Genomic DNA, 20,880 nt, shown 5'->3' on the forward strand with positions numbered 1-20,880 from the left:
TGACATCATGCAGGACATGACAGCCCCCACTCTGCCGAGCATCCTCGGTGAGCCGTTCCACACCGGCCTCATCGTCGACGACCTGGATGCGGCGATGGCCGACCTGGGAACCGCGATGGTTCTGAAGTGGGCACCCGTCGTTCGGCGCACCGGGATCATCCACACACCGGCGGGACCGCAGTTCCGAGACATGGTCATCACGTACTCGAAGGGCGTCGGCAACCACATCGAGTTGGTGGAGTACATCGACGACACCGCCTACACCTTCATGCGTGGGGGACCGGCCCATCACGTGGGCTTCTGGGTCGACGACCTCGAGGCCTCGATGGCGGCGCTCGACGCGCTGGGTTTTCCGTCGGAGGCCGCCGGCGCCGGCGACGACGGCTCGGTGTGCGAGTTCTCCTACCACTTCAACCGGCACAGCGGGATCTGGATCGAGATCGTCGACGTCGCTTCCCGCCCCGCCCTGGAGCGCTGGGCACGACCCGACTCCTGACCGACCTCCGACCGGTACGACAGCGCTCCGACGCCCGTCGGCACCGACTGCACCGAAAGTAGGAAGCATGGCAACCGAACGATTCACCGACACCGACATCCGCGTCGGAGAGGCCGTCGCCCGCGTACTCGAGGAGGCGGGCGTCGACATGGTCTTCGGGATCATCGGCGGTGACAGCTGGATGCTGTTCGATGCGCTCAACGAGCACAAGGACACGATCCGCGCGGTGACGGTGCGTGAGGAGTCGCTGGCCGGCGTCATGGCGGAGGTGTACGGACGTCTGACCGGCCGCCCCGGTGTCGTCTACGGCCAGGGCGCGTGGGTCATCTCGAACGCGCTGCTCGGCACGCTGGAGGCCAAGCTCTCCAGTTCGCCGATGCTGCTGCTCGCCGACCTCTCGGACGGGCACCCGTTCGCACACCACGGCTACTACCAGACCGGTGCCGGCGCGTACGGCGGGTTCGACGCCAAGACGACGCTCGACGGCGTCACGAAGAGGACGACGGTCGTCACCGAGGGGCCGATGGCCGTGCAGACGGTGCAGCTGGCCATCAAGCACGCCACCAGCGGTGAGCGCGGGCCGGTCGCCGTCCTCTTCTCCAGCCGGGCCCTGAAGAGCAAGGTCGGTCCCTCCACGGTGCCGACGATCTACCCGACCCAGCGCTACGTCGAGCAGCACAAGCCCGCGGCTCCGGACGCCGGCATCGCTGAGCTCGCACAACGGTTCGCGGCGGCGTCGAAGCCGGTCATCGTCGCCGGCAACGGTGTCCGGATCAGCCAGGCATACGACCAGCTGGCCGATCTGGCCGCACGGTACGGCGCCCCGGTGGCCACCTCGAGCAACGGCAAGGGGGTCTTCAACGAGAAGCACGAGCTCGGGCTGGGCGTGTCGGGCCAGTTCGGCACCCCGCTCGCGAACGCGACCATCGCCGCGGCCGACCTGGTGGTCGTGCTCGGCTCCAAGCTCGCTCCGACCGACACCGCCAACGAGTCGCCCGACCTGATGGACCCGACTCGCCAGGACATGGTCCAGATCGACATCGAGCCGCAGAACGCCGCTTGGACCTACCCGGTGGACCAGAGCCTCGTCGGCGACCTGGCCGCCACTCTCGACCGGCTCGCCGAGCTCGATGTCGACACGCGGCCGTCCGCCGAGGTCGTGGCCGAGCGGGTGGCCGCGGTGGAGTCGGCCCGCCGGGAGTTCGGCTGGTTCGATGACGAATCGAGCACGGACGACCGCGAGCCGATGCTGCCGGAGCGCGTGGTGAAGGTCCTGAACGAAGCGCTGCCCGACGACGCGATGATCACCTGCGACGCCGGCGAGAACCGCCTGTTCATGATGCGCTACTTCCAGTGCGCCGGTCGGGGCGACTACCTCCAGTCGGCCGGCGTGGGCGGCATGGGGTACGCCATCCCTGCCGCGCTCGCGGCCAAGCTGGTCGACCCGTCGCGTCCTGCCGTGGCGGTCTGCGGAGACGGCGGGTTCGGTATGAGCCTCAACGGCATCATGACCGCCCTGGAGCAGGACATCCCGATCATCGTCGTGGTCATGAACAACAACGTGCTGGGCTGGGTCTACAACGGCCTCGGCAAGCGCCACATCACCGCCGAGCTCGGCGAGTACGACTTCGGCGCCGTCGCTCGTGCCATGGGTGCCGAGGGGGCGCGCGTGTCGAACTCCGAGCAGTTCGCGAAGGCGATGGAAGAAGCGCTGGCGTCCAACAAGCCCTACGTCATCGATGTGGAGGTCGCCCTGGACAAGGAGCACACCTACCTCAAGACGGTGTCGCCGTTGATGTCCGGCAACACGAACAAGGCCTGAGCGCGAGGGACCTCGATGACCGATCTCCTCTACGACGTCAGCGGCCATGTCGCGACGATCACCCTCAATCGGCCGGGGCGGAAGAACGCCTTCACGCTTGAGATGGTCGACGAGTGGGCGGCCCGGCTCCGCGAGGCCCAGGCCGACCCGGTCGTACGCGCCGTCCTGTTGACCGGTGCCGGGGACGCGTTCTGCGCAGGCGTCGACCTTGACGCCTTCGCCGAGCGCGAACGGACGCCACTGGCGGAGAAGCGTCTGCTCGACGAGCGCGTGCACCAGGTCGCCTTCGCGGCCGAAGCGCTGTCGAAGCCGTACGTCGCCGCGGTGGGCGGCGTGGCCGTCGGTGCCGGGATGGACATGTCCCTCATGTGTGACATCCGCCTAGCCGGGTCCTCGGCGCGCTTCTCCGAGGGCTACGTCCGCGTCGGCCTTGTGCCCGGTGACGGTGGGTGCTACTACCTGCCGCGGATCGTAGGAACGGCGAAGGCTCTCGACCTGTTGTGGACCGGCCGCTTCGTCAACGCCGCCGAGGCGCTGGAGATGGGCCTCGTCAGCGCCGTCCACGCCGACGAGGAGCTTCCCGCAGCCGCACGCGAGTACGTTGAGCGCCTGGCGGCGATGCCACCCATCGCCGTCTCGATGATCAAGCGCTCGGTGCGTGACGCGCAGCGTCACGAGCTGCGCGCAGCACTCGATCTCATCTCGTCGCACCAAGCGGTGGTGACGTCCACCGACGACTCGCGGGAAGCCATGCAGGCGTTCCGCGAGAAGCGTCAGCCCGTCTACTCGGGGCGCTGAGATGCTGGACTTCGACGAAGGGCCCGCCGCCGGCACGGCAGAGCTGCGTGAGCGAGTGCGCGCGCTGACAGCGCGGTGGCGTGACACCGGACGCTACGAGCCGCGGCCTGACAACTGGATGCGCGGGTTCGACCCAGAGTTCTCGGCTGCTCTCGCGGCCGCCGGACTGATCGGCCTGACGTGGCCGGTCGAGTACGGTGGTGCCGCCCTGCGTAACGTGGACCGGTTGGCCGTAACGGAGGAACTCCTGCGGGCGGGGGCTCCGGTCGCCGCCCACTGGATGGCGGATCGCCAGATCGGCCCGGCGGTGCTGCGGCACGGTAGCGAGGAGCTGCGCCGGGAGCTGCTGCCCGACATGGTCGCAGGGCGAGCCGTCTACTGCCTGGGGATGAGCGAGCCGGAGGCCGGCTCGGACCTGGCGTCGGTCCGGACCACGGCGACCGAGCGACCGGACGGTACGTTCGTGCTGCGCGGCCGTAAGGTCTGGACGACCAACGCCCATCGGGCCACCCACATGTACGTGCTCGCCCGGACCGATCCCGGCGAGCGCAAGCATGAGGGCCTGAGCGAGTTCATCATCGACATGGACACTCCGGGCATCACGGTCTCGCCGATCCCGGACATCGCAGGGGAGCACCACTTCAACGAGGTGCTCATCGACGACGCCGTCGTGCCCGCGCGTCGCATCGTCGGTGAGCGCGGCCGTGGCTGGTCGCAGGTCGTAGAGCAGTTGAGCTTCGAGCGCGGGGGACCAGAGCGGGCCCTTTCGTCCTACATCTTGCTCGCCGGCATACTCGCCGGCCCGCGCGCTGCCGACGGCTCCCTCGATGTGCAGATCGGGCAGGCGGTCGCGCGTCTCGCGATGCTGAGGCGACTCGCCTATCGCGTGGCGCGGCTGATGGACAACGGAGCAGCACCGGTACAGGAGGCGGCGACGCTCAAGCTGCTGGGCAACACGTTCGAGCAGGACCTCGTCGACCTCGCCCGGCAGGCCCACGATGGACCGCTGACGGCCGACAGCCTGGTCGGGCAGGCACTGATGTCGATGCCCGGCTTCACCATCCGCGGCGGAGCGGCGGATGTGATGCTGTCCCTCATCGCTCGACAGGAGTCAGTCGCATGAGCCGACGTACCGCTGAAGGGACCGCCGTCCTCGCCGAGCGCCACCGCGACCTCGCGGGGCTGGTGCAGGACATCGCGAAGGACTCGCCATCCGCGTTCGGCCAGGAGCCGCCGGCGGCGTGGCCGCGGCTCGTGGAACTCGGGCTCACCGCGATCTCGGTGGCGGAGGACGCCGGTGGCTCGGGCGGCACGTTCCTCGACGAGGTCGTCCTCTGCGAGCAGGCCGCGCTGCGAGGGCTCGACCTCCCGCTTCCCACGAACCTGGTCGCGTCCTGGGTGCTCGGCCACGGCGATCAAGCCGTCACCCCCGTGACGCGTGGACTGATCGTCGACGATGGCTTCGACGACGGTCGCCTGGTCGTGCCGTGGGGCAGATGGCTCGACGAAGTGGTCTTGATCGCAGCCGACGGCACCGTGTCGGTTGCTCGCGAGGTCAACGTGGTGACGACCGGTGAGGACCTGGCGGGCGGACCTGTGGACACCGTCGCCCTCGGTGGGGTCGTCGAGGTCGGTCGGTGGGCCGGGCAGCGGACGACAGCGCGGGCTCGCGCGGGAATCCTGTGGAGCGCCCAGGTCCTGGGAGCCGCGCGCGGGGTCCATGCCCTGGCGCGGGCACACGTCATGACCCGGGAACAGTTCGGCAAGCCACTGGTGCGGATCCCGGCGGTCGCCGCGTCTGTGGCGCACATGCGGACCGGACTCATCCAGCTCGAGAGCGTCGTGGAGCGCGCCGCCCTGCTCGCCGAGCGGGACGCCGCCGGCGGCTTCCTCGAGGCCGCAGCCATCTGCCGCACCATCGCCGACGAGGTCGCGACCGATGTCGCGGCGCGGGGACATCAGCTGCACGGCGCCATGGGAATCACTGAGGAGTACGGACTGGGTGCCTACACGAGGCGGCTGTGGTCTTGGCGAGACGCCGATGGTGGCGCCCGGAGATGGTCCGAACTGGTCGGCCGCGCGGCTCGAGAGGGCGGCGAGTCGGCGGTCTGGGATGCGTTCACCGCATAGGTGGCACGCATTACGAGGTTTGTGTCATTGTGTCGAACAGTGGTTTGTCGCGGTGGCCCCGCGATGGACGAGCACAAGTCGTGGAGTGAGGATGAGAACGATGAGCTTCTCAGTCACTGAGGCGGGTCGACCGATCGCGAGGGGACGACGGTGACCGCGGCCTGGCAGCCCGACGACGCGGTCTCGCTGCCCGTCGTCCTCGACCGTCGCGCCGAGATGTCGGGTGATCGTGTCGCGGTGACGATCAATGGCGTCGACATCAGCTACGCGGACATGGCCACTCGCTCGATCCGCTACGCGAACGGCCTCCTCCGGCTCGGGGTGGGGCGCGGCGAGCCGGTCAGCATGCTCATGGCCAACTCGACCGACCACGTCCTCGGCTGGCTCGGTGCGTCTCGCCTGGGCGCGGTCGACATCCCGATCAACACGGCGTACACGGGCGACTTCCTGCGCCGTACCTTGCAGAACGCGAACAGCCGCGTCCTGCTGTGCGACGACGAGTACCTGGACACGGTGCGCGACACGGCCCGTGACGGGGGCGTCGAGATCGTGGTGCTGCGGGGCGGAGACTCGAGCGGGCTGGCGCGATTGCGCGCCGCCGGGCTGGACGCTGTGCCGTGGGAGCATCTCGAGGAAGGCGAGGCGTCCCGCCTCAACCTGCCCGGCGAGATCTCCTACCGTGACATGTCGTCGGTGATTTACACCTCCGGCACCACGGGTGCCTCCAAGGGGGTCACCTTCAGCCACAACTACCTGCTCTCGGCCGCAAGGCAGATGCTGGGGCTCTACCAGTCCACCGAGGACGACACCTACTTCGGCTCGATGCCGATGTTCCACCTCGCGGCGAAGGCGTGTGGCGTGGTCGGCTCGCTCCTCACGGGACAGCACACGGTTCTCGACCCCAAGTTCTCCGTGAGCCGAACCTGGCAGCGGGTCCGGGAGACGGAAGCCACCGTGGTGCACCTTCTCGGGTCCATGATCGTCATGCTCTACAACCAGCCCGAGACTCCGGAGGACGCCGAACTGCCGATGCGGGCGATCTTCGCTGCGCCCGTGCCCGGTACCATCCAGCAGCAGTTCGAGGAGCGGTTCGACTGCAAGATCGTGACGTGCTACGCCCTGAGCGAGGCGTGCCAGATCACCAAGGGCGGGCTGGACGTCCCGTATCCGCCCAATTCGGCCGGTCGAGTGAACGATGAGTTGTTCGAGGTGCGGCTGGTCGAGGACGGCGACGTCGACGTTCCCCTCGACACCACCGGTGAGATCGTCGTCCGGCCCAAGAAGTCGCAGGTGATGTTCAGCGGCTACTGGCGCAATCCGGCGGCGACACAAGAGGCCATGGACAACCTGTGGTTCCACACCGGTGACCTGGGCCGTATCGATGAGGACGGCTGGTTCTACTACGAGGGCCGCAAGAAGGACGCACTGCGGCGCCGGGGAGAGAACGTCTCGGCCGCCGAGCTCGAGGACGTGCTGCGTCAACACCCGGCAGTGAACGATGCGGCTGCTGTCGGCGTGCCGAGCGAGGTCATGGAGGACGACATCTTCGCCGTCGTCGAGCTCGTCGAGGACGCCACGGTCGACTACGCCGAACTCCAGGAGTTCTGCGCGCAGAAGCTCCCGTTCTTCATGGTCCCTCGCTACTACGAGATAGTCGCCAGCCTCCCGCGTAACCCGATCGCCAAGGTGGAGAAGTATCGCATCAAGTCCCAAGGCCTGACGACCTCGACGTGGGACGCCACGGCGAAGGACTTCGTCGAAGCGAAACCGGTCTGACCACCCTCTGTTCCCACCCCAGGGCGCCGTGCGCGCCCTGCCGCCGGCCGACATCGGGCGGCGGCAGGCTGCCTCATGCGCGGAATCGACCGCAAGACGAAGGACCAGCAACATGAAGCGCGACCTCTACGACGACGAGCACGAGGCTTTTCGATCGACGGTGCGCCGGTTCTACGCCGACCTCACGCTCGAGCAGGACGAGTGGCGCTCGGCGGGCGTTCCTCCTCGGTCGTTCTGGCTCGACGCGGGCAAACTCGGTCTGCTCGGAATCCAGATCCCCGAGGAGTACGGCGGGGGTGGGATCGACAGCTTCCTGTTCAACGCCATCCTCACGGAGGAGGCGCAGCGGGCCGGATTGGCACTCGGTGGTCTGCGCGTGCACACCGACATCTGCATGCCCTACTACCTGCACCTCGCCACGGACGACCAGAAGGCTCGGTGGCTGCCCCGATTGGCTTCGGGTGAGGCGGTCGCGGCTCTGGCGATGACCGAGCCGGGCGCGGGCTCCGACCTCCGTGGCATCACGACAGGTGCTCGCCGGGTCGGTGACGGCTTCGTCCTCAACGGCGCGAAGACCTTCATCTCCAACGGTGGCAATGCCGACCTGATCATCGTCGCGGCTCGCACGGGCGACGCCGGTGACCGCGGCAGGCTCAGCCTGCTGGTCGTCGAGCGCGGCATGAAGGGATTCGAGAGCGGCAAGCAGCTGCACAAGATCGGCCTGAAGGGTCAGGATCTCGCAGAGCTCGTCTTCGACGACGTCGAGGTCCCGGTCGAGAACCTGCTCGGCGAGGAGGGGCAGGGCTTCTCCTACCTCACGCGCAACCTTGCTCAGGAGCGGTTGTCCATCGGCATCAACAGCCAGGCGGCGGCGGCCGCGGCGGTCGAGGCCACCGTCGAGTACGTCAACACCCGCGGCGTCTTCGGCACCACGCTCTCGGCGTTCCAGAACACGAAGTTCGAGCTGGCCGCCTGCGCCACCGAGGTCGAGGCCGGCCAGGCGCTGGTCGACCGAGCGCTCGTGGCCAACGAGACCGGTGATCTCGACCCGGCCGACGCGGCCAAGGTGAAGCTGTTCACCACCGAACTGCAGGGTCGGGTGCTCGACCGATGCCTGCAACTCTTCGGCGGCTATGGCTTCATGGAGGAGTACCCCATCGCGCGGGCGTACGTCGACGCCCGCGCCGCCCGGCTGTACGCGGGCTCGAGCGAGATCATGAAGGTGATCATCGCCAAGTCGATGGGTTTGAGATGACGGCAGCGCCCGTTGGCGTGCCGGCCGTCGCAGGTGGCCTTCGGATCGGCGGAGCGGCTCTTCGCCCGCCCGGAGCGTTGACGTGATGGCGGTCACGGCGACATGATGTCGCATATCTCGTAACTCTGTGCCAGAACTGCCTTGGGGTGGTTCGGACGCACGACCCAAGGATGTGGATTGAATGGCGCAGGACTTCGACCGCAAGGTCGCGATGGTGACCGGTGCGGCGACCGGGATCGGGGCAGCGACCGCCCGGCTGCTCGCCGAACGCGGTGCCAAGGTGGGTCTCGTCGGGCTGCAGGAAGACCTGCTCGCGGGTGTCGCCGAAGAGTTGAACGGGGCTGCCGACGGATCCGCGATCGCCGTTCCGACGGACGTCGCCGACCCCACGCAGGTGGAGGCCGCCGTTACCCGCATCGTCGACGAGTTCGGCGGGCTTCACCACGCGGTCAACAACGCCGCGGTGCCGGGCCAGGAGGCCGATCTGCACGAGATCGACGTCGCGGACTGGGCGCGCACGATCGGGATCAACCTCAGCGGCGCGTTCTACGGGATGAGATACCAGATCCCGCACATGCTCGCCGCCGGCGGCGGCAGCATCGTCAACATCGCGTCCGTGAACGCCACCAAGCCGCTGACACAGCACGGCGCCTACACCGCGAGCAAGCACGGCATCGTCGGGATCAGCCAGAGCGCGCAGCTGGACTACGTCACCCGCAACATCCGGATCAACGTGGTCTCGCCCGGTGTCACCGACACCCCGATGGTCGGCAGCGGTGGCGACCTCGCCGACGTCATGAAGTCGATCGTGCCCTGGGGCCGCATGGCAACTCCCACCGAGGTAGGTGAGGCCGTGGTGTGGGCCTTGTCGGACCAGGCGTCCTACCTCGTGGGGCAGCAGATCATCGTCGACGGCGGTTTCGTTCTGCGCTGACCGAAGGTGCCGACAGAGCCGGAAGGGCAGCGGCTTGCCGCTGCCCTTTCAGACTCCGGTCCCGCTCCGGTCCCGGCCGGCTTCCCGAGCGTGCAACGCCCGCCACACGCGCTCAGGTGTCGCCGGGATGGACACCTGCCCGGCGCCGACGGCGCGCAACGCGTCGATCACGGCGTTGTGCACGGCGGCCAGGGACCCCGTAGCGCCGGACTCGCCGACGCCCTTGGCGCCCAGGGGGTTGAGGGGCGTCGGCGTGACCGTGTGCATGACTGCGATCGACGGGAGATCGGCGGCACTGGGCATGAGGTACTCGGCCAGGCTGGCCGTTGTCGGAAGACCGCCCGGATCGAAGGTGATCTGCTCGAAGAGCGCCTCGGCGATGCCGGTGCCGATCCCGCCATGAACCTGTCCATTGACGATCAACGGATTGATGACCGTGCCGCAGTCGTCGACGGCCAGGAAGCGTCGGATGCGCACCTTGCCGGTGCCGGTGTCGATCTCGACGATGGCGATGTGGCAACCGTACGGCGCAGTGCCCGCACCTTGGTCGAAATGATGCTCACCGGCGAGACCAGTGTGCTCGGCGAGGGCGGCCACCTGGGACCAGTCGTAGCGTGAGCCGCCCGCGATGAACTCCCCGTCTACGAGCCGAATCTCATCGGTACCGCACGTGACCTGCTCGGCGATGAGGGCGTGCGCCTGCTGGAGCAGGTGGACCGAGGCGAGGTGTACGGCGGACCCGCCGATCTGCGCGGACCTTGAGCCGCCCGTGCCCTGACCGAAAGAGGTGAGGTCCGTGTCCGCGGGCGCGAGGGTGAAACGCTCCGGTGCGATGCCAAGGACAGCGGAGGCGATCTGGCTGTACATCGTCCAGTGACCCTGCCCGTGTGCGGATGTGCCGACCCGGAGTTCGATGTCACCGCTGGACCCGAGGATGACGCGGGCGCCTTCGGCGGCGAGGCCGATCTTGGGGCTGGCCGATACCTCCACGTACGAGCTGATCCCGATCCCGAGGATGCTGCGTCCCGCAGGGTCCTGCGCGGCCTGCTCGCGGCGAAGCGCCGTGTAGTCGGCCGCGGACAGAGCGGTCTCGAGCGCGCGGTGATAGTCGCCGCTGTCGTACGTCTCCCCGCCCGCGTTCGTGTAGGGGAACTGTCCGGGCACCACGAAGTTGCGTCTGCGGACCTCGGCCGGATCCATCCCGAGCCGCGCCGCGAGCTCGTCCATGGCGCGTTCGATGACGTGAATCCCCTCCGGTCGTCCCGCGCCCCGCAGAGCGCCCGTCGGTGCGGTGTTGGTCATCACGCAACGAATGCGCGCGCGCAGGTTGGGAATGTCGTAGGTGCCGGTGAGCAGGCCCCGTGCGGTGTGGATGGGGCTGACGCCCACTCCTGGGTAGGCGCCCGCATCGCCGAGAGCCTCCACCCGCAGGCCGAGCACCTTGCCGTCCTCCTCCGCGACCAGGCGCACGTCGAAGGCGTATCCACGGCCTTGCATGGTGAGCAGGTTCTCGTGCCGGGTCTGCGTCCACCGGAGCGGAACGCCCAGGTGGCGGGCGACTGCGATCACCAACAGGTAGTCGGCGTCGAACGGGGTCTTGCCGCCGAACCCGCCTCCGACGGCGGGACAGCGAACCCGCAGCCGGTCAAGGGGGATGCCGAGCAGCGCCGAGATCATCAGACGTGACCGGTGTGGCATCTGGGTGGAGGCGATGACGTCCAGGCCGCCGTCTGCATCGAGTACGACCAGGACCGCTGCGGGCTCCATCGGCATGACACCCATGCGGGGCTGCTCGACGCGGACGGCGACTTCGACCGGCCCGGCGATGTCGGGGTCGCCGGTCTCGAGCAGCGTCTCGAGGCAGACGTTGCCGTCGAAGTCCTCGAAGAGCCGCGGGCTGCCCGGGGCCAGCGCGTCTTCGGCCGACGCAACCGCTTCGAGTTCCTCCACGTCGACTTCCACTCGGGCCGCGCCGGCACGCGCGGTGGACGCGGAGGTGGCCACGACGACGGCGATCGTCTCACCGACGAAGCGGACCCTGTCGCCCACCAGCAGCGGGCGGTGCAGTCGCGGATCCATGGGGAGGGTGGCGGGGGACGCGGCGAGCTTGGGCAGGTTCAGGTCCGTCGCCGTGAGCACGGCGACCACCCCCGGCAGGGCGCGGGCCGCGGCCGTGTCGACGGCCCGGATCCGGCCGTGTGCGGTGCGGGAACGGACGAGACTGACATATCGCATGCCTGGAACCTCGAGGTCGCCGGTGAACGCCGTGGCCCCGCGGAGCAGTCCATCGTCCTCGTGGCGGGTGCGGGGATCGCCGACCGCAGGACGCGATCGGTCCCCGCCGGTGCCCGGAACCGAGGTGGTGGTGCTGGTGGTCATCGCCGTCCTCAGATCGGGCGGCCGAGGTTGGAATCCTCGGTGAAGAGCACGTGGCCGTCGGCGATCGCCTTCTCCAGGTCGTCGAGGTCCCAGTCGTTGCCGCCGGGCACCCAGGTCTCCGCCCCGGTCCAGCGCATCTCCTGGATCGCGTCGGCGCTCGCGAAGAGAACACGGCCCGAGAGCGCGGCCGAGCGGTCGCTGGCCAGGTAGAGAACGACCCGGGCTGCGGCATCGCTGGTGTAGAACTGCCGCATCTCGGGAGTCAGGACGCCGCTGGAGGTCACCCGGCCGTCGCCCCAGGCGCGGCTCGCGAAGCGCGGGGAGATGGTGTTCGCGCGGATCCCGAAGGCGTCGCCCTCGATGGCCAGCGTGCTGGTCATGGCGACGATGCCGCCCTTGGCCGCGCTGTAGTTCGCCTGCGTCGACTTGCCCCGGACACCGCTGCGCGAGGTGGTGTTGACGATGGCACCGCCGCCGTGGTCGGCCATGTGCGCGAATGCCTCGCGGGAAACGAGGAACGTGCCCGTGAGGTGCACGTCGATGACCTTGCGGAACGCCGCGTCGCTCATCCGCGGGACAGGGGCGTCGATGACCACTCCGGCGTTGTTGACGAGGATGTCGATGGTCCCGAATGACTCGACCGCCGTTCTCGTGATGCTGGCGGCGCCCTCGGGGTCGGACACGTCCGCGTGGTTGACCACCGCGTGCCCGCCGGCCGCGACGATCTCGGCCACGACGTCGGCGGCGTTGTCCGATCCCAGCGCGTCACCCTCGACAGTGACGTTGAGGTCGTTGACGACCACCGCGGCACCCTCGCGGGCGAAGTCGAGCGCGTAGCGCCTGCCGAGGCCCGCTCCGGCTCCCGTGATCGCCGCGACCTTGCCACTGAGCTCACCCATCGGAGCCTCCTTCGTTCGTTCTCGTGCACGTGGGGAAGCCTGGACTGGGAGCAGGGCATGTCTCAGCCGGTGGCTGCCTTCATCCGCTCCACGAGCTGCCGGCGCAGGGCTCGAACCTCACGCGGCATGTTCCAGCTCAGTGCGCCGACGATCTCGCCTTCGACGCGGTAGACCGCGGCGAACCTGCCTCCTGTGTACGACCCGGCGACGACTTCGACCTCGCAGTCGCCACCCAGGTGGCCGTAGGCCTGGATCTTCACGTCGTACTGGTCGGTCCAGAAATAGGGGACCGGCGCGAACGGCACCGGGTTTCCCATGATCGCCTTGGCGACGTTCATGCCCTGCTCGGTGGCGTTCATGCGGTGCTCGATGCGCAGGTGCCGGCCGATGCCGGGGTGGTACCAGCGGGCGACGTCGCCGGCCGCCCATACGTGCGGATGGGCCTGGTTGTGCTGGTCGCATACCACGCCGTTCTCGATGGTCAGCCCGGAGTCCGCCAGCCACTCCGTGTTGGGCAGCGAGCCGATGCCCACCAGCACCGCGTCGGCCACGACCGGGTCACCTTGGTCGAGGTGGATGTGCGACCGCCCGTCCGAACCGGTCTCGATGGCCGGCACGGAGGTCCCGAGCCGGAACTCCACGCCGTGTCCGAGGTGCAGGTCGAGCACATGGGCGGCGATCTCGGGTCCGAGTTGGCGCACCAGAGGTGCGGTCAGCACGTCGATCACCGTGACGTCCAGGTCCATCTGTCGTGCCACGGCCGCGGCCTCGATGCCCAGGAACCCTGAGCCGATCACGGCCAGCCGAGCGGTGGTGCGCAGGTCTCGCCGCAGGCGGGTCGCGTCCTCAAGGGTTCGCAGTGTGTGCACGCCGACCTGTCGGGCGCTGGGGAGCGTTCGCGGGCGCACCCCGGTCGCGATCACCAACGCGTCGTACGGGATCTCGCGATCGCCAACGGTCACCACGCGGCGGCCGAGGTCCACGGAGTCGGCGGGTGCGCCGAGCACCCATTCGGCCTCGAGTGCCTGGAGGGTCTCCTCGTTCCGGAGGTGGGTCTTCCGCAGCGGCCAGTCGCCCTTGAGGACCTGCTTGGACAGCGGGGGACGGTCGTACGGCGGCTCGGTTTCGTCGCCCACCATCACCAGTTCGCCGGCGAAGCCCTCGCGGCGCAGTGCCTCGGCCACGGTGAGGCCCGCCGCCGAAGCGCCGACCACGACGACCCGGGCGGGCCGGGGGTGCCGTTCACTCATCGATCATGATGGCCAGGGCCGGGCACACGTGGGCGGCCTCGCGGGTCTCGTCGTGCAGCCGCTCGGGCGGGTCGGCGTCGAGGAGCACCACGATGCCGTCCTCGTCGCGCTGGTCGAAGACGTCGGGCGCGCTGAACACGCACTGGCCCGCGCCGACGCACTTCTCCTCGTCGATGGTCACCTTCATGGTCGTCCTCTCACCACTTCACGGGCAGTGCGTCGATGCCGTACACGACGTTGTCGGTCTTGAACACGATGTGGTCCATCGGTACCGCGAGCTCGAGCGTCGGGATCCGGCGGTAGAGCGTCGAGTAGACGACCTCCAGCTCGACCCGGGCCAGCGGCTGGCCCAGGCACTGGTGCGGGCCGTATCCGAAGGCGAGATGATGGCGCGCCGAGGGACGGTGGATGTCGAGGACGTCGGGGTTCTCGAAGGTTCCGGCGTCTCGGTCGGCCGCGTCGTGGGCGGCGACGATGCCGTCGCCGGACTTGATCTGGTGGCCGTGGAACTCGAAGTCCTCGGTGGCCACGCGCCGTCGCCCGACGTGGAGGATCGTCAGGTAGCGCAGCATCTCCTCGACCGAGTTCGCGTGCACCTTCGCGTCGTCGGTGGTCCGCAGTTCCTTCAGGGCCTGAGGGTTCCGGAGGAAGGTGAGCGTGCCGAGCGCGATCATGTTGGCCGTGGTCTCGTGACCGGCGACCAACAGCAGCTGGCACATGTTGACGACCTCGTCGCGGCTCAGCCGGCCGGTGCGCATCTGCTCGGTCACCAGCCGACTCACCAGGTCGTCTGCGGGAGCTTTGTCCTTCTCGTCCACGACCCGCGCGAGCAGCTCCATCATGCCCTGCATCGCCGCGACGGCCTCTTCGGCAGTGGACAGCCGCGAGATCATCGTCCGGCTCAGCTCGTGGAAGAGGTGCCGCTCCTCGTACGAGACGCCCATCATCTCGCAGATCACCAGAGACGGGACGGGCAGCGCGAGGGCTTCGACGAGGTCGGCCGGGTTGGGGCCGGCGAGGATGTCGTCGATCAGGCCGTTGACGATCTTCTCGATCTCCGGGCGTAGAGCGCGCATTCGCTTCACCATGAACTCCCGCGTGAGCATCCGGCGCAGTCGATCGTGCTCGGGGTTGTCCATGTTGATGAAGGTCTTCATGACGCCGCGGCGGCCCTTCTGCCCGGCGCTGTTCCAGGGGTACCCGGCCCGGTCCGTGTCTGCGCTGACCCGGGGGTCGGACAGGATGTCCCGAACTTCCCGGTAACCGGTCACCAGCCACGGCTGGGAGCCGTCCCAGAGCCGGACCCGAGTGATCCGCTCGCGCTCTTGGATGCTGAGCACCTCGGGCGGCGGGTCGAACGGGCACGTGCGAGCCATCGGGTAGTCGCTGACGGTGTCGGTGTCGGTGTCGGTGGTCACGGGCGCGGGCCTTCCTGGAGACGTGACAGAAGAGGGCGGACATGGCGTTGCACACTGCGCCGATATGTGTGTCATCGTAGCGTGTGATGCGGATCTCTGTACAGGTTGCCTGTACATTTTTCCCGGAGCACTTGTGTGACGGAATGTCCTCGTGATGTGCTTACGTCACAGATGCTCTATCGGTGTGACATAGTGCAGCGTGACCTCGGTCATGAGGAGTCCGTCGTCAGGCCCCTGCCTGGTCCTGATGAGGCCAGATTGGAAATAGTCCGAGATGAGGAGTGCCCAGATGGCGGTGACGTCCGAGACGATCAGCTTCATCAGCGGCCCTGGACTGTCGCTCCATGGCGTCATCTACCTGCCCGACCAGGCCCGGCGCCCAGCCGCCGGGGCGCCGGCGATCATCCTGTGTCTCGGCTACAGACCGGTGTTCGGGATGTTCGCCCCGAAGTACGCACGCGGCTTCGCCGAGATGGGTTACGTCGTCCTCACCTTCGAGTACCGAGGATTCGGGGAAAGTGAAGGCCCGCGCTGGCGCCACATCGCGCAGGAGCAGCTCGAGGATGTCCGCAACGCGATCACCTACGTGACCACCCGGGCGGAGGTCGACGCCGACCGTGTCGCCCTGTGGGGTGACGCCAGCTACGGCGGAGCACATGCTGTGATGGCCGGCGCCCTCGACCAGAGGGTTCGGTGCGTCGCTGCCACCACACCCTTCGCCGACGGCGAGGCTCTCCTGCGCGACACCCGCACACCGTGGGAGTGGCAGGACTTCCTCGCGCGCGTCGACGCCGACCGCCGTGCTCGCGTCCTCGGCGGGGGCGAAGCAGTCGCGCCCGAGGAGATCATGAACTTCGAGCCCGCTTCGCACGTGCGAGCGGCGAAGCACGCCGAGAAGCACCCCGAGCTCGCGGCGCTGCGCTACCCCTTGTCGGAGACGGCCGACTCGACGATGGCCTACAAACCGGTCGACTACGTCGACCGGCTGGCCCCTCGGCCGCTTCTGCTGATCGCCGCCGAGCTCGACCGTACGACGCCCACGAGTCAGGCAGAACAGCTCTACGGCGCCGCAGGACCCCCCAAACGTCTCGTGATCCTCAAGGGCGCCGGCCACACTGACGTCCACGGGGCACGACTGGCCGATGTGATGGAGATCGGAGCCCGGTGGCTTGCTCGTCACCTCGGCCCGCGAACCGCCGACATCGTGCGAGTCGAGGGGGACCCCGAGGCCGAGGACGTCGACGCCCGCGTCCCGGCCGACCTGCGCGACCTCATCGAGAAGGAGGCGATCCGGTGACCGCACCCAAGTCCCAGCCGTTCATCGAGCCGGTGCCGGCGGCGGATCGGGTCGGCGAGGTTCGTGAGCGGCTCAATACGCTGCTGCCCGCGGGAACGTCCTTCTCGGCCGCGACGCCGGATCGCAACCTCCCCTGCACGCTGGTCAAGCACCCGCACTTCTTCGAGCCGTGGTCGCAACTCGGCACTCGGTTCCGTACCGGTGTGCTTCCGCCGCACGACCGCGAGCTGATCACGCTCCGGGTCGCGCACCGGGTGGGCAGCCCGTACGAATGGGCCCATCACACCCGCTCGGCGAAGCTGTCCGGCGTCACCGACGCGGAGATCAGCGCGGTGATCGCAGGTCCGGGCGACGACGCGTGGGACACCACGACCGCCGCCAAGCTCCAGGCCGTCGACGACGTCTACGACGACCAGAGGGTCTCGGCGGAGACCTGGCGGAGGATCGCCGAGGAGTACGACGAGCAGCAGCTCATCGAGCTCCTCATGCTCATCGGCTTCTACTCGATGACGGGATGGATGCTCAACTCCATCGGTATCGAGGTCGACGGTTGGCTCAGCGAGCCGCACCGCACACCCTGACCGACGACCCACGCGACCCGAGCGACGGCCCGAACGGCCTCTGAGTAAGCCCGAAGGAAGTTCATGAAGCAGTACGAGTGGGACCGGCTCTACATCGACGGGGCCTGGAGGCCACCGCATGAGCCGACCCAGGCCGATGTCATCGGCCCCGCGACCGAACGTGTCATCGGCCGTGTGCCTGTCGCCACCGCGAAGGACGCGGAGGACGCGGTGCTCGCGGCCCGGGTGGCCTTCGAGGAAGGACCGTGGCCGCGGCTCACCTACCGTGAGCGCGCTGAGGTGCTGCTCAAGATGAGCGGCATCATGGTGAAGCGACGGGACGAGCTGGCCGGTATCGACTCCGTCGAGGTCGGCCGCACCCGCGCGGCGACGACCTCGTTCGTCGACGTCCCGATCGAGCGCTGGATCGACTTGATGGAGCGGGTCGTCCCGGGGTTCGAGTTCGTCGAGCCGATGCTGCCCAACATCGTCGGCTCCCTGGTCGGCCAGGGCGTGGTGCACCGTGAGCCGTTCGGTGTGGTCAGCGCGATCAGCCCGTTCAACGCGCCGTGGATGCTGAGCCTGTTCAAGCTCGGCCCGGCAATGGTCGCAGGGTGTACCACGGTGCTGATGCCTTCGCCGCTGGCGCCACTTTCCGCGTTCGTGCTGGCCGAGATCGCGGACGAGGCCGGCCTGCCGGCAGGAGTGCTCAACCTCGTCACCGGGTCGCCCGAGGTCGGCGAGGTGATCACTACGCACGAGGCCGTCGACTTGGTGAGCTTCACGGGCTCCGACGCGACTGGACGCCGCATCATGGCGCAGGCCGCCCCGACCCTGAAGAAGGTGGTTCTCGAGCTCGGTGGCAAGTCCGCCAACATCGTGCTCGAGGACGCCGACCTCGACCGGGTCGCCACCGACGTTCTCCGCAACTTCACTGCGAACTGCGGTCAGGGGTGCGGCATGCTCACCCGCACCCTGGTGCACCGATCCCTCCACGACGAGCTGGTCGAGCGGGTCACGGCCCTTGCGAGCGGGGTCAAGATCGGCGACCCGGCCACCGACCCCACCGTGACGGTCGGGCCGATCATCAGCGCCGGCCAACGCGAACGTGTCGAGTCGATGATCGCGCGTGGCGTGGAAGAGGGCGCCCGGATCGCTGTCGGCGGCAAGCGGCCGGAGGGCCTGGACACGGGCTACTTCCTTGAGCCGACTGTGATGGTCGACGTCGAGAACTCAATGAGCGTCGCTCAGGACGAGTTCTTCGGCCCGGTCATGGTGGTGATCCCCTTCGATGACGACGAGGAGGCGATCAAGATCGCCAACGACAGCCGCTACGGGTTGGCCGGGGGAGTCTGGTCGCGCGACGTCAGCCGCGCCTACTCCGTTGCGCAGCGCATCCGGACCGGGTCGGTCGCCGTCAATGGCGGCGGTGGCCGGGTCACCCCCCACGGTCCTTTCGGCGGCTACAAGCACAGCGGCCTTGGCCGGGAGTGGGGGCGGTGGGGCCTCGAGGAGTACCTACAGCACAAGACGATCACGTGGCCGGTGGCTGCCGGATGAGGCTTGAGAACGCGTCCGCGCTGGTGACCGGTGGTGCGTCGGGCCTCGGCCTGGCGACGGTCCGCTCGCTTGTCGAGCGCGGGGTCCACACCGTCGTCGTCGACCTGCCTTCCTCCCAGGGCGCCGAGATCGCCGACGGTCTCGGCGACCTGTGCACCTTCGCCCCCGCGGACGTCGCCGACGCCGAGGCCATGTCAGCCGCGGTCGAGGCCGCTGCAACGGTGGCGCCGCTGCGTGCGCTGGTGCACTGCGCCGGTCGCGGGGGCACCGTCCGGGTGGTTGACCGACACGGTGTGCCGGGCGCCCTCGACACCTACCGATCGCTGATCGAAACCAACCTGGTCGGCAGTTTCAACGCCCTGCGGCTGGCCGCGGCCGCGATGGTCGGCAACGAGCCCGTCGAGGGTGAGCGCGGCGTTTGCATCATGACCGCCTCGGTTGCCGCGTGGGAGGGGCAGACCGGCCAGACGCCGTACGCCTCGGCCAAGGCCGGCGTGGTCGGCATGACGCTGGTGGCCGCGCGTGACCTGGCATCGCGGCTGGTTCGGGTATGCACAATCGCCCCCGGCACCTTCGACACCCCGATCCTGTCCCGATTCTCCGACGAGATCCGGGCCAACCTGGCCGCCGCGGTACCCCACCCTGCCCGGCTCGGCCGGCCGGAGGAGTACGCCGGGTTGGCGATGCACATCATCGACAACCCGATGTTGAACGGCGAGACGATCCGCCTCGACGGGGCGATCCGGATGCCCGCTCGATGAGCGGTGAAGTCCTGACCGAGCGGATCGGCGGAGTGCCGTCGATCGTGGTCAACCGACCCGAGGTCCGCAACGCGATCAACGCCGCGGCCTCGGTGGCGATCGCCGAGGCGCTCGACGAACTCGACAACGATCCTGCCCTTGCGGTCGGCGTCATTGAGCCGGTGCGCTCCTCCGAGAACGCCCGCGAAGGCGCCCTGGCGTTCAAGGAGAAGCGCACGCCCCACTGGAAGGGACACTGAGCATGTCCGAGCGCTTGCGCATCTTCTTGACGGTGAATGGCGCGCAGGCCGAGCTCGAGGTAGAGCCGCGCACGTTGCTCCTCGAGGCACTGCGCGATCATCTCGGGTTGCGCGGCACCCGCACCGGCTGCGAGACGACGACGTGCGGCGCCTGCACCGTGCTGCTCGACGGGCGCTCTGTGAAGTCGTGCACGGTCCTTGTCGCTCAGGCGCGGGACCGTACCGTCACCACGATCGAGGCGCTCGCCGGCGAGACCGACCTTCACCCGGTGCAGGAGAGCTTCAGGAACTGTCATGCCCTGCAGTGCGGCTTCTGCACGCCGGGCATGGTGATGGCCGCCGTGAGCGCGCTCGAGGAGGGTCGCGTCTGCGACGAGGAGAGTGCGCGGCGGGCCTTGAAGGGCAATCTGTGCCGCTGTACCGGGTACCACAACATCGTGGCTGCGCTGCTCGCGACCGCCGATGCTCAGAAGAGACCGTCGTGATCGACCACGACTTCGCGCTTGATCTGCCAACCGATCTGCATGCGGCGCTGGCTGCCTTGCTCGATCCGAGCCGACCTGCCATTCCGTTGGCCGGCGGACAGAGCCTCCTGGTGGCGATGAAAGCAACGCAGACCGGACCTGAGCGTCTGGTCGACCTGTCCGGCGTACGGGAGCTGCGTGGCTTCGACGTAGCCGGCGAGCGGGTGCGGATCGGGGCGATGACGCGGCATGCGGAACTCGAGCTGGATCCGCACATCCGCCGGGTCGTCCCCTTGCTGGCGCAGGCGGCATCGGCCGTGGCCGATCCGCAGGTGCGTCATCTCGGCACCCTGGGAGGGTCGCTGTGCAATGCCGATCCGGCGGCCGACCTCCCCGCTGCGCTGGTGGCGCTGCGAGCCCTGGTCCACTACCGCGACCAGGATGGCGAGCACGTCGACGACGTGGAGACTTTCCTGAACGCACGCAGGGCCGCGGCGCGACCGCTGCTCGTGACGGCTGTCGATGTGCCCGCTCATGATCGACTCCCGTGGGCGTTCCAGAAGTTCCGCCCGCGCGCGATGCTCTGGGCGGTCGTGGGTGTCGCCTACGTCGGTGGGGAGGTGCCCGGGATCGGACTGGCTGGAATGGGCTGGACCACGCTTCGTGCGGCGCAAGCGGAGTCGGCGCTACGCCTGGGGCGGCCCTACGACGAAGTGGCGGCTTTGGCTGACGCGGGCTCTGATCCACTCTCGGACGCCACGGCGACGGCGGACTACCGGCGTCATCTCGCCCGTGTCCTGCTACGGCGAGCGCTGGCGGGCGAGAGCACGCACTGACTGCGA

20 protein-coding genes are annotated in these 20,880 nt (G+C 68.7%); 15 read left to right on the plus strand and 5 right to left on the minus strand.

What is annotated here, in order from left to right; translation table 11 throughout:
- The first annotated feature begins 16 nt into the window (after window positions 1–16).
- The 8 genes from ACFPZN_RS06745 (at window position 17) to ACFPZN_RS06780 (ending at window position 9,211) form a co-directional block, all read left to right on the plus strand.
- Window positions 17–496, plus strand: a complete 480-nt coding sequence (locus ACFPZN_RS06745; RefSeq protein ID WP_378280920.1) for a VOC family protein — start codon at window positions 17–19, stop codon at window positions 494–496.
- A gap of 67 nt (window positions 497–563) precedes the next feature.
- A complete protein-coding gene (locus tag ACFPZN_RS06750) occupies window positions 564–2,318 on the plus strand; it encodes a thiamine pyrophosphate-binding protein (protein WP_378280921.1) in 1,755 nt (584 codons plus the stop codon).
- Between the two features lie 15 nt (window positions 2,319–2,333).
- Window positions 2,334–3,116 (plus strand): enoyl-CoA hydratase/isomerase family protein, encoded by a 783-nt coding sequence (locus tag ACFPZN_RS06755; protein ID WP_378280922.1) that lies wholly within the window; start codon window positions 2,334–2,336, stop codon window positions 3,114–3,116.
- Window position 3,117: 1 nt separating this feature from the next.
- On the plus strand, window positions 3,118–4,239 hold the full coding sequence (locus ACFPZN_RS06760; protein ID WP_378280923.1) for an acyl-CoA dehydrogenase family protein: 1,122 nt from the start codon (window positions 3,118–3,120) through the stop codon (window positions 4,237–4,239).
- Window positions 4,236–5,246, plus strand: coding sequence for an acyl-CoA dehydrogenase family protein (locus ACFPZN_RS06765; RefSeq protein WP_378280924.1), 1,011 nt, complete (start codon window positions 4,236–4,238; stop codon window positions 5,244–5,246). Before ACFPZN_RS06760 ends, ACFPZN_RS06765 begins: the two co-directional genes overlap by 4 nt.
- Window positions 5,247–5,396: 150 nt before the next feature.
- Entirely contained in the window at window positions 5,397–7,022 is a 1,626-nt protein-coding gene (locus tag ACFPZN_RS06770) for an AMP-binding protein (protein ID WP_378280925.1), read from the plus strand.
- 112 nt (window positions 7,023–7,134) lie between these two features.
- Complete coding sequence (locus ACFPZN_RS06775) at window positions 7,135–8,277, plus strand: acyl-CoA dehydrogenase family protein (protein WP_378280926.1); 1,143 nt, start codon at window positions 7,135–7,137, stop codon at window positions 8,275–8,277.
- A 181-nt stretch (window positions 8,278–8,458) separates the two neighbouring features.
- Window positions 8,459–9,211, plus strand: a complete 753-nt coding sequence (locus ACFPZN_RS06780; RefSeq protein WP_378280927.1) for an SDR family NAD(P)-dependent oxidoreductase — start codon at window positions 8,459–8,461, stop codon at window positions 9,209–9,211.
- A gap of 48 nt (window positions 9,212–9,259) precedes the next feature.
- On the opposite strand, the gene ACFPZN_RS06785 is transcribed toward ACFPZN_RS06780, so the two are convergent.
- The 5 genes from ACFPZN_RS06785 to ACFPZN_RS06805 form a co-directional block, all read right to left on the minus strand.
- Window positions 9,260–11,590: a xanthine dehydrogenase family protein molybdopterin-binding subunit gene (locus ACFPZN_RS06785; protein ID WP_378280928.1), complete on the minus strand. Its 2,331-nt coding sequence runs from the start codon at window positions 11,588–11,590 to the stop codon at window positions 9,260–9,262.
- Between the two features lie 8 nt (window positions 11,591–11,598).
- A complete protein-coding gene (locus ACFPZN_RS06790) occupies window positions 11,599–12,489 on the minus strand; it encodes an SDR family NAD(P)-dependent oxidoreductase (RefSeq protein ID WP_378280929.1) in 891 nt (296 codons plus the stop codon).
- Between the two features lie 62 nt (window positions 12,490–12,551).
- On the minus strand, window positions 12,552–13,739 hold the full coding sequence (locus ACFPZN_RS06795) for an NAD(P)/FAD-dependent oxidoreductase (RefSeq protein ID WP_378280930.1): 1,188 nt from the start codon (window positions 13,737–13,739) through the stop codon (window positions 12,552–12,554).
- Window positions 13,732–13,926, minus strand: a complete 195-nt coding sequence (locus ACFPZN_RS06800; protein ID WP_378280931.1) for a ferredoxin — start codon at window positions 13,924–13,926, stop codon at window positions 13,732–13,734. Before ACFPZN_RS06800 ends, ACFPZN_RS06795 begins: the two co-directional genes overlap by 8 nt.
- 10 nt (window positions 13,927–13,936) lie before the next feature.
- A complete protein-coding gene (locus ACFPZN_RS06805; protein WP_378280932.1) occupies window positions 13,937–15,157 on the minus strand; it encodes a cytochrome P450 in 1,221 nt (406 codons plus the stop codon).
- Between the two features lie 289 nt (window positions 15,158–15,446).
- Between ACFPZN_RS06805 and ACFPZN_RS06810 the strand changes: the two genes are divergently transcribed.
- The 7 genes from ACFPZN_RS06810 (at window position 15,447) to ACFPZN_RS06840 (ending at window position 20,874) form a co-directional block, all read left to right on the plus strand.
- The gene (locus ACFPZN_RS06810; RefSeq protein ID WP_378280933.1) at window positions 15,447–16,454 is read left to right on the plus strand and encodes an alpha/beta hydrolase; all 1,008 of its coding nucleotides are present in this window, start codon (window positions 15,447–15,449) and stop codon (window positions 16,452–16,454) included.
- Window positions 16,451–17,035, plus strand: a complete 585-nt coding sequence (locus ACFPZN_RS06815; RefSeq protein ID WP_378280934.1) for a carboxymuconolactone decarboxylase family protein — start codon at window positions 16,451–16,453, stop codon at window positions 17,033–17,035. Before ACFPZN_RS06810 ends, ACFPZN_RS06815 begins: the two co-directional genes overlap by 4 nt.
- A 63-nt stretch (window positions 17,036–17,098) precedes the next feature.
- Window positions 17,099–18,574: an aldehyde dehydrogenase family protein gene (locus ACFPZN_RS06820; protein ID WP_378280935.1), complete on the plus strand. Its 1,476-nt coding sequence runs from the start codon at window positions 17,099–17,101 to the stop codon at window positions 18,572–18,574.
- Window positions 18,571–19,335 (plus strand): SDR family NAD(P)-dependent oxidoreductase, encoded by a 765-nt coding sequence (locus ACFPZN_RS06825; RefSeq protein WP_378280936.1) that lies wholly within the window; start codon window positions 18,571–18,573, stop codon window positions 19,333–19,335. Before ACFPZN_RS06820 ends, ACFPZN_RS06825 begins: the two co-directional genes overlap by 4 nt.
- Window positions 19,332–19,574: a Clp protease/crotonase-like domain-containing protein gene (locus ACFPZN_RS06830; protein ID WP_378280937.1), complete on the plus strand. Its 243-nt coding sequence runs from the start codon at window positions 19,332–19,334 to the stop codon at window positions 19,572–19,574. The genes ACFPZN_RS06825 and ACFPZN_RS06830 overlap by 4 nt, the downstream gene beginning before the upstream one ends.
- Before the next feature lie 2 nt (window positions 19,575–19,576).
- The gene (locus ACFPZN_RS06835) at window positions 19,577–20,059 is read left to right on the plus strand and encodes a (2Fe-2S)-binding protein (RefSeq protein WP_378280938.1); all 483 of its coding nucleotides are present in this window, start codon (window positions 19,577–19,579) and stop codon (window positions 20,057–20,059) included.
- Complete coding sequence (locus ACFPZN_RS06840) at window positions 20,056–20,874, plus strand: FAD binding domain-containing protein (protein WP_378280939.1); 819 nt, start codon at window positions 20,056–20,058, stop codon at window positions 20,872–20,874. The genes ACFPZN_RS06835 and ACFPZN_RS06840 overlap by 4 nt, the downstream gene beginning before the upstream one ends.
- The last annotated feature ends 6 nt before the right edge of the window (window positions 20,875–20,880 follow it).

Source organism: Actinomadura rugatobispora (genome assembly GCF_042656285.1).
Lineage (GTDB): Bacteria > Actinomycetota > Actinomycetes > Streptosporangiales > Streptosporangiaceae > Spirillospora > Spirillospora rugatobispora.

What these genes read in the sequence shown, in the direction of transcription:
- ACFPZN_RS06745 (WP_378280920.1), top strand. Translation starts at nt 17, where the DNA reads ATGACAGCCCCCACTCTGCCGAGCATCCTCGGTGAGCCGTTCCACACC.
- ACFPZN_RS06750 (WP_378280921.1), top strand. Translation starts at nt 564, where the DNA reads ATGGCAACCGAACGATTCACCGACACCGACATCCGCGTCGGAGAGGCC.
- ACFPZN_RS06755 (WP_378280922.1), top strand. Translation starts at nt 2,334, where the DNA reads ATGACCGATCTCCTCTACGACGTCAGCGGCCATGTCGCGACGATCACC.
- ACFPZN_RS06760 (WP_378280923.1), top strand. Translation starts at nt 3,118, where the DNA reads ATGCTGGACTTCGACGAAGGGCCCGCCGCCGGCACGGCAGAGCTGCGT.
- ACFPZN_RS06765 (WP_378280924.1), top strand. Translation starts at nt 4,236, where the DNA reads ATGAGCCGACGTACCGCTGAAGGGACCGCCGTCCTCGCCGAGCGCCAC.
- ACFPZN_RS06775 (WP_378280926.1), top strand. Translation starts at nt 7,135, where the DNA reads ATGAAGCGCGACCTCTACGACGACGAGCACGAGGCTTTTCGATCGACG.
- ACFPZN_RS06780 (WP_378280927.1), top strand. Translation starts at nt 8,459, where the DNA reads ATGGCGCAGGACTTCGACCGCAAGGTCGCGATGGTGACCGGTGCGGCG.
- ACFPZN_RS06785 (WP_378280928.1), bottom strand. Translation starts at nt 11,590, where the DNA reads ATGACCACCAGCACCACCACCTCGGTTCCGGGCACCGGCGGGGACCGA.
- ACFPZN_RS06790 (WP_378280929.1), bottom strand. Translation starts at nt 12,489, where the DNA reads ATGGGTGAGCTCAGTGGCAAGGTCGCGGCGATCACGGGAGCCGGAGCG.
- ACFPZN_RS06795 (WP_378280930.1), bottom strand. Translation starts at nt 13,739, where the DNA reads ATGAGTGAACGGCACCCCCGGCCCGCCCGGGTCGTCGTGGTCGGCGCT.
- ACFPZN_RS06800 (WP_378280931.1), bottom strand. Translation starts at nt 13,926, where the DNA reads ATGAAGGTGACCATCGACGAGGAGAAGTGCGTCGGCGCGGGCCAGTGC.
- ACFPZN_RS06810 (WP_378280933.1), top strand. Translation starts at nt 15,447, where the DNA reads ATGGCGGTGACGTCCGAGACGATCAGCTTCATCAGCGGCCCTGGACTG.
- ACFPZN_RS06820 (WP_378280935.1), top strand. Translation starts at nt 17,099, where the DNA reads ATGAAGCAGTACGAGTGGGACCGGCTCTACATCGACGGGGCCTGGAGG.
- ACFPZN_RS06825 (WP_378280936.1), top strand. Translation starts at nt 18,571, where the DNA reads ATGAGGCTTGAGAACGCGTCCGCGCTGGTGACCGGTGGTGCGTCGGGC.
- ACFPZN_RS06830 (WP_378280937.1), top strand. Translation starts at nt 19,332, where the DNA reads ATGAGCGGTGAAGTCCTGACCGAGCGGATCGGCGGAGTGCCGTCGATC.
- ACFPZN_RS06835 (WP_378280938.1), top strand. Translation starts at nt 19,577, where the DNA reads ATGTCCGAGCGCTTGCGCATCTTCTTGACGGTGAATGGCGCGCAGGCC.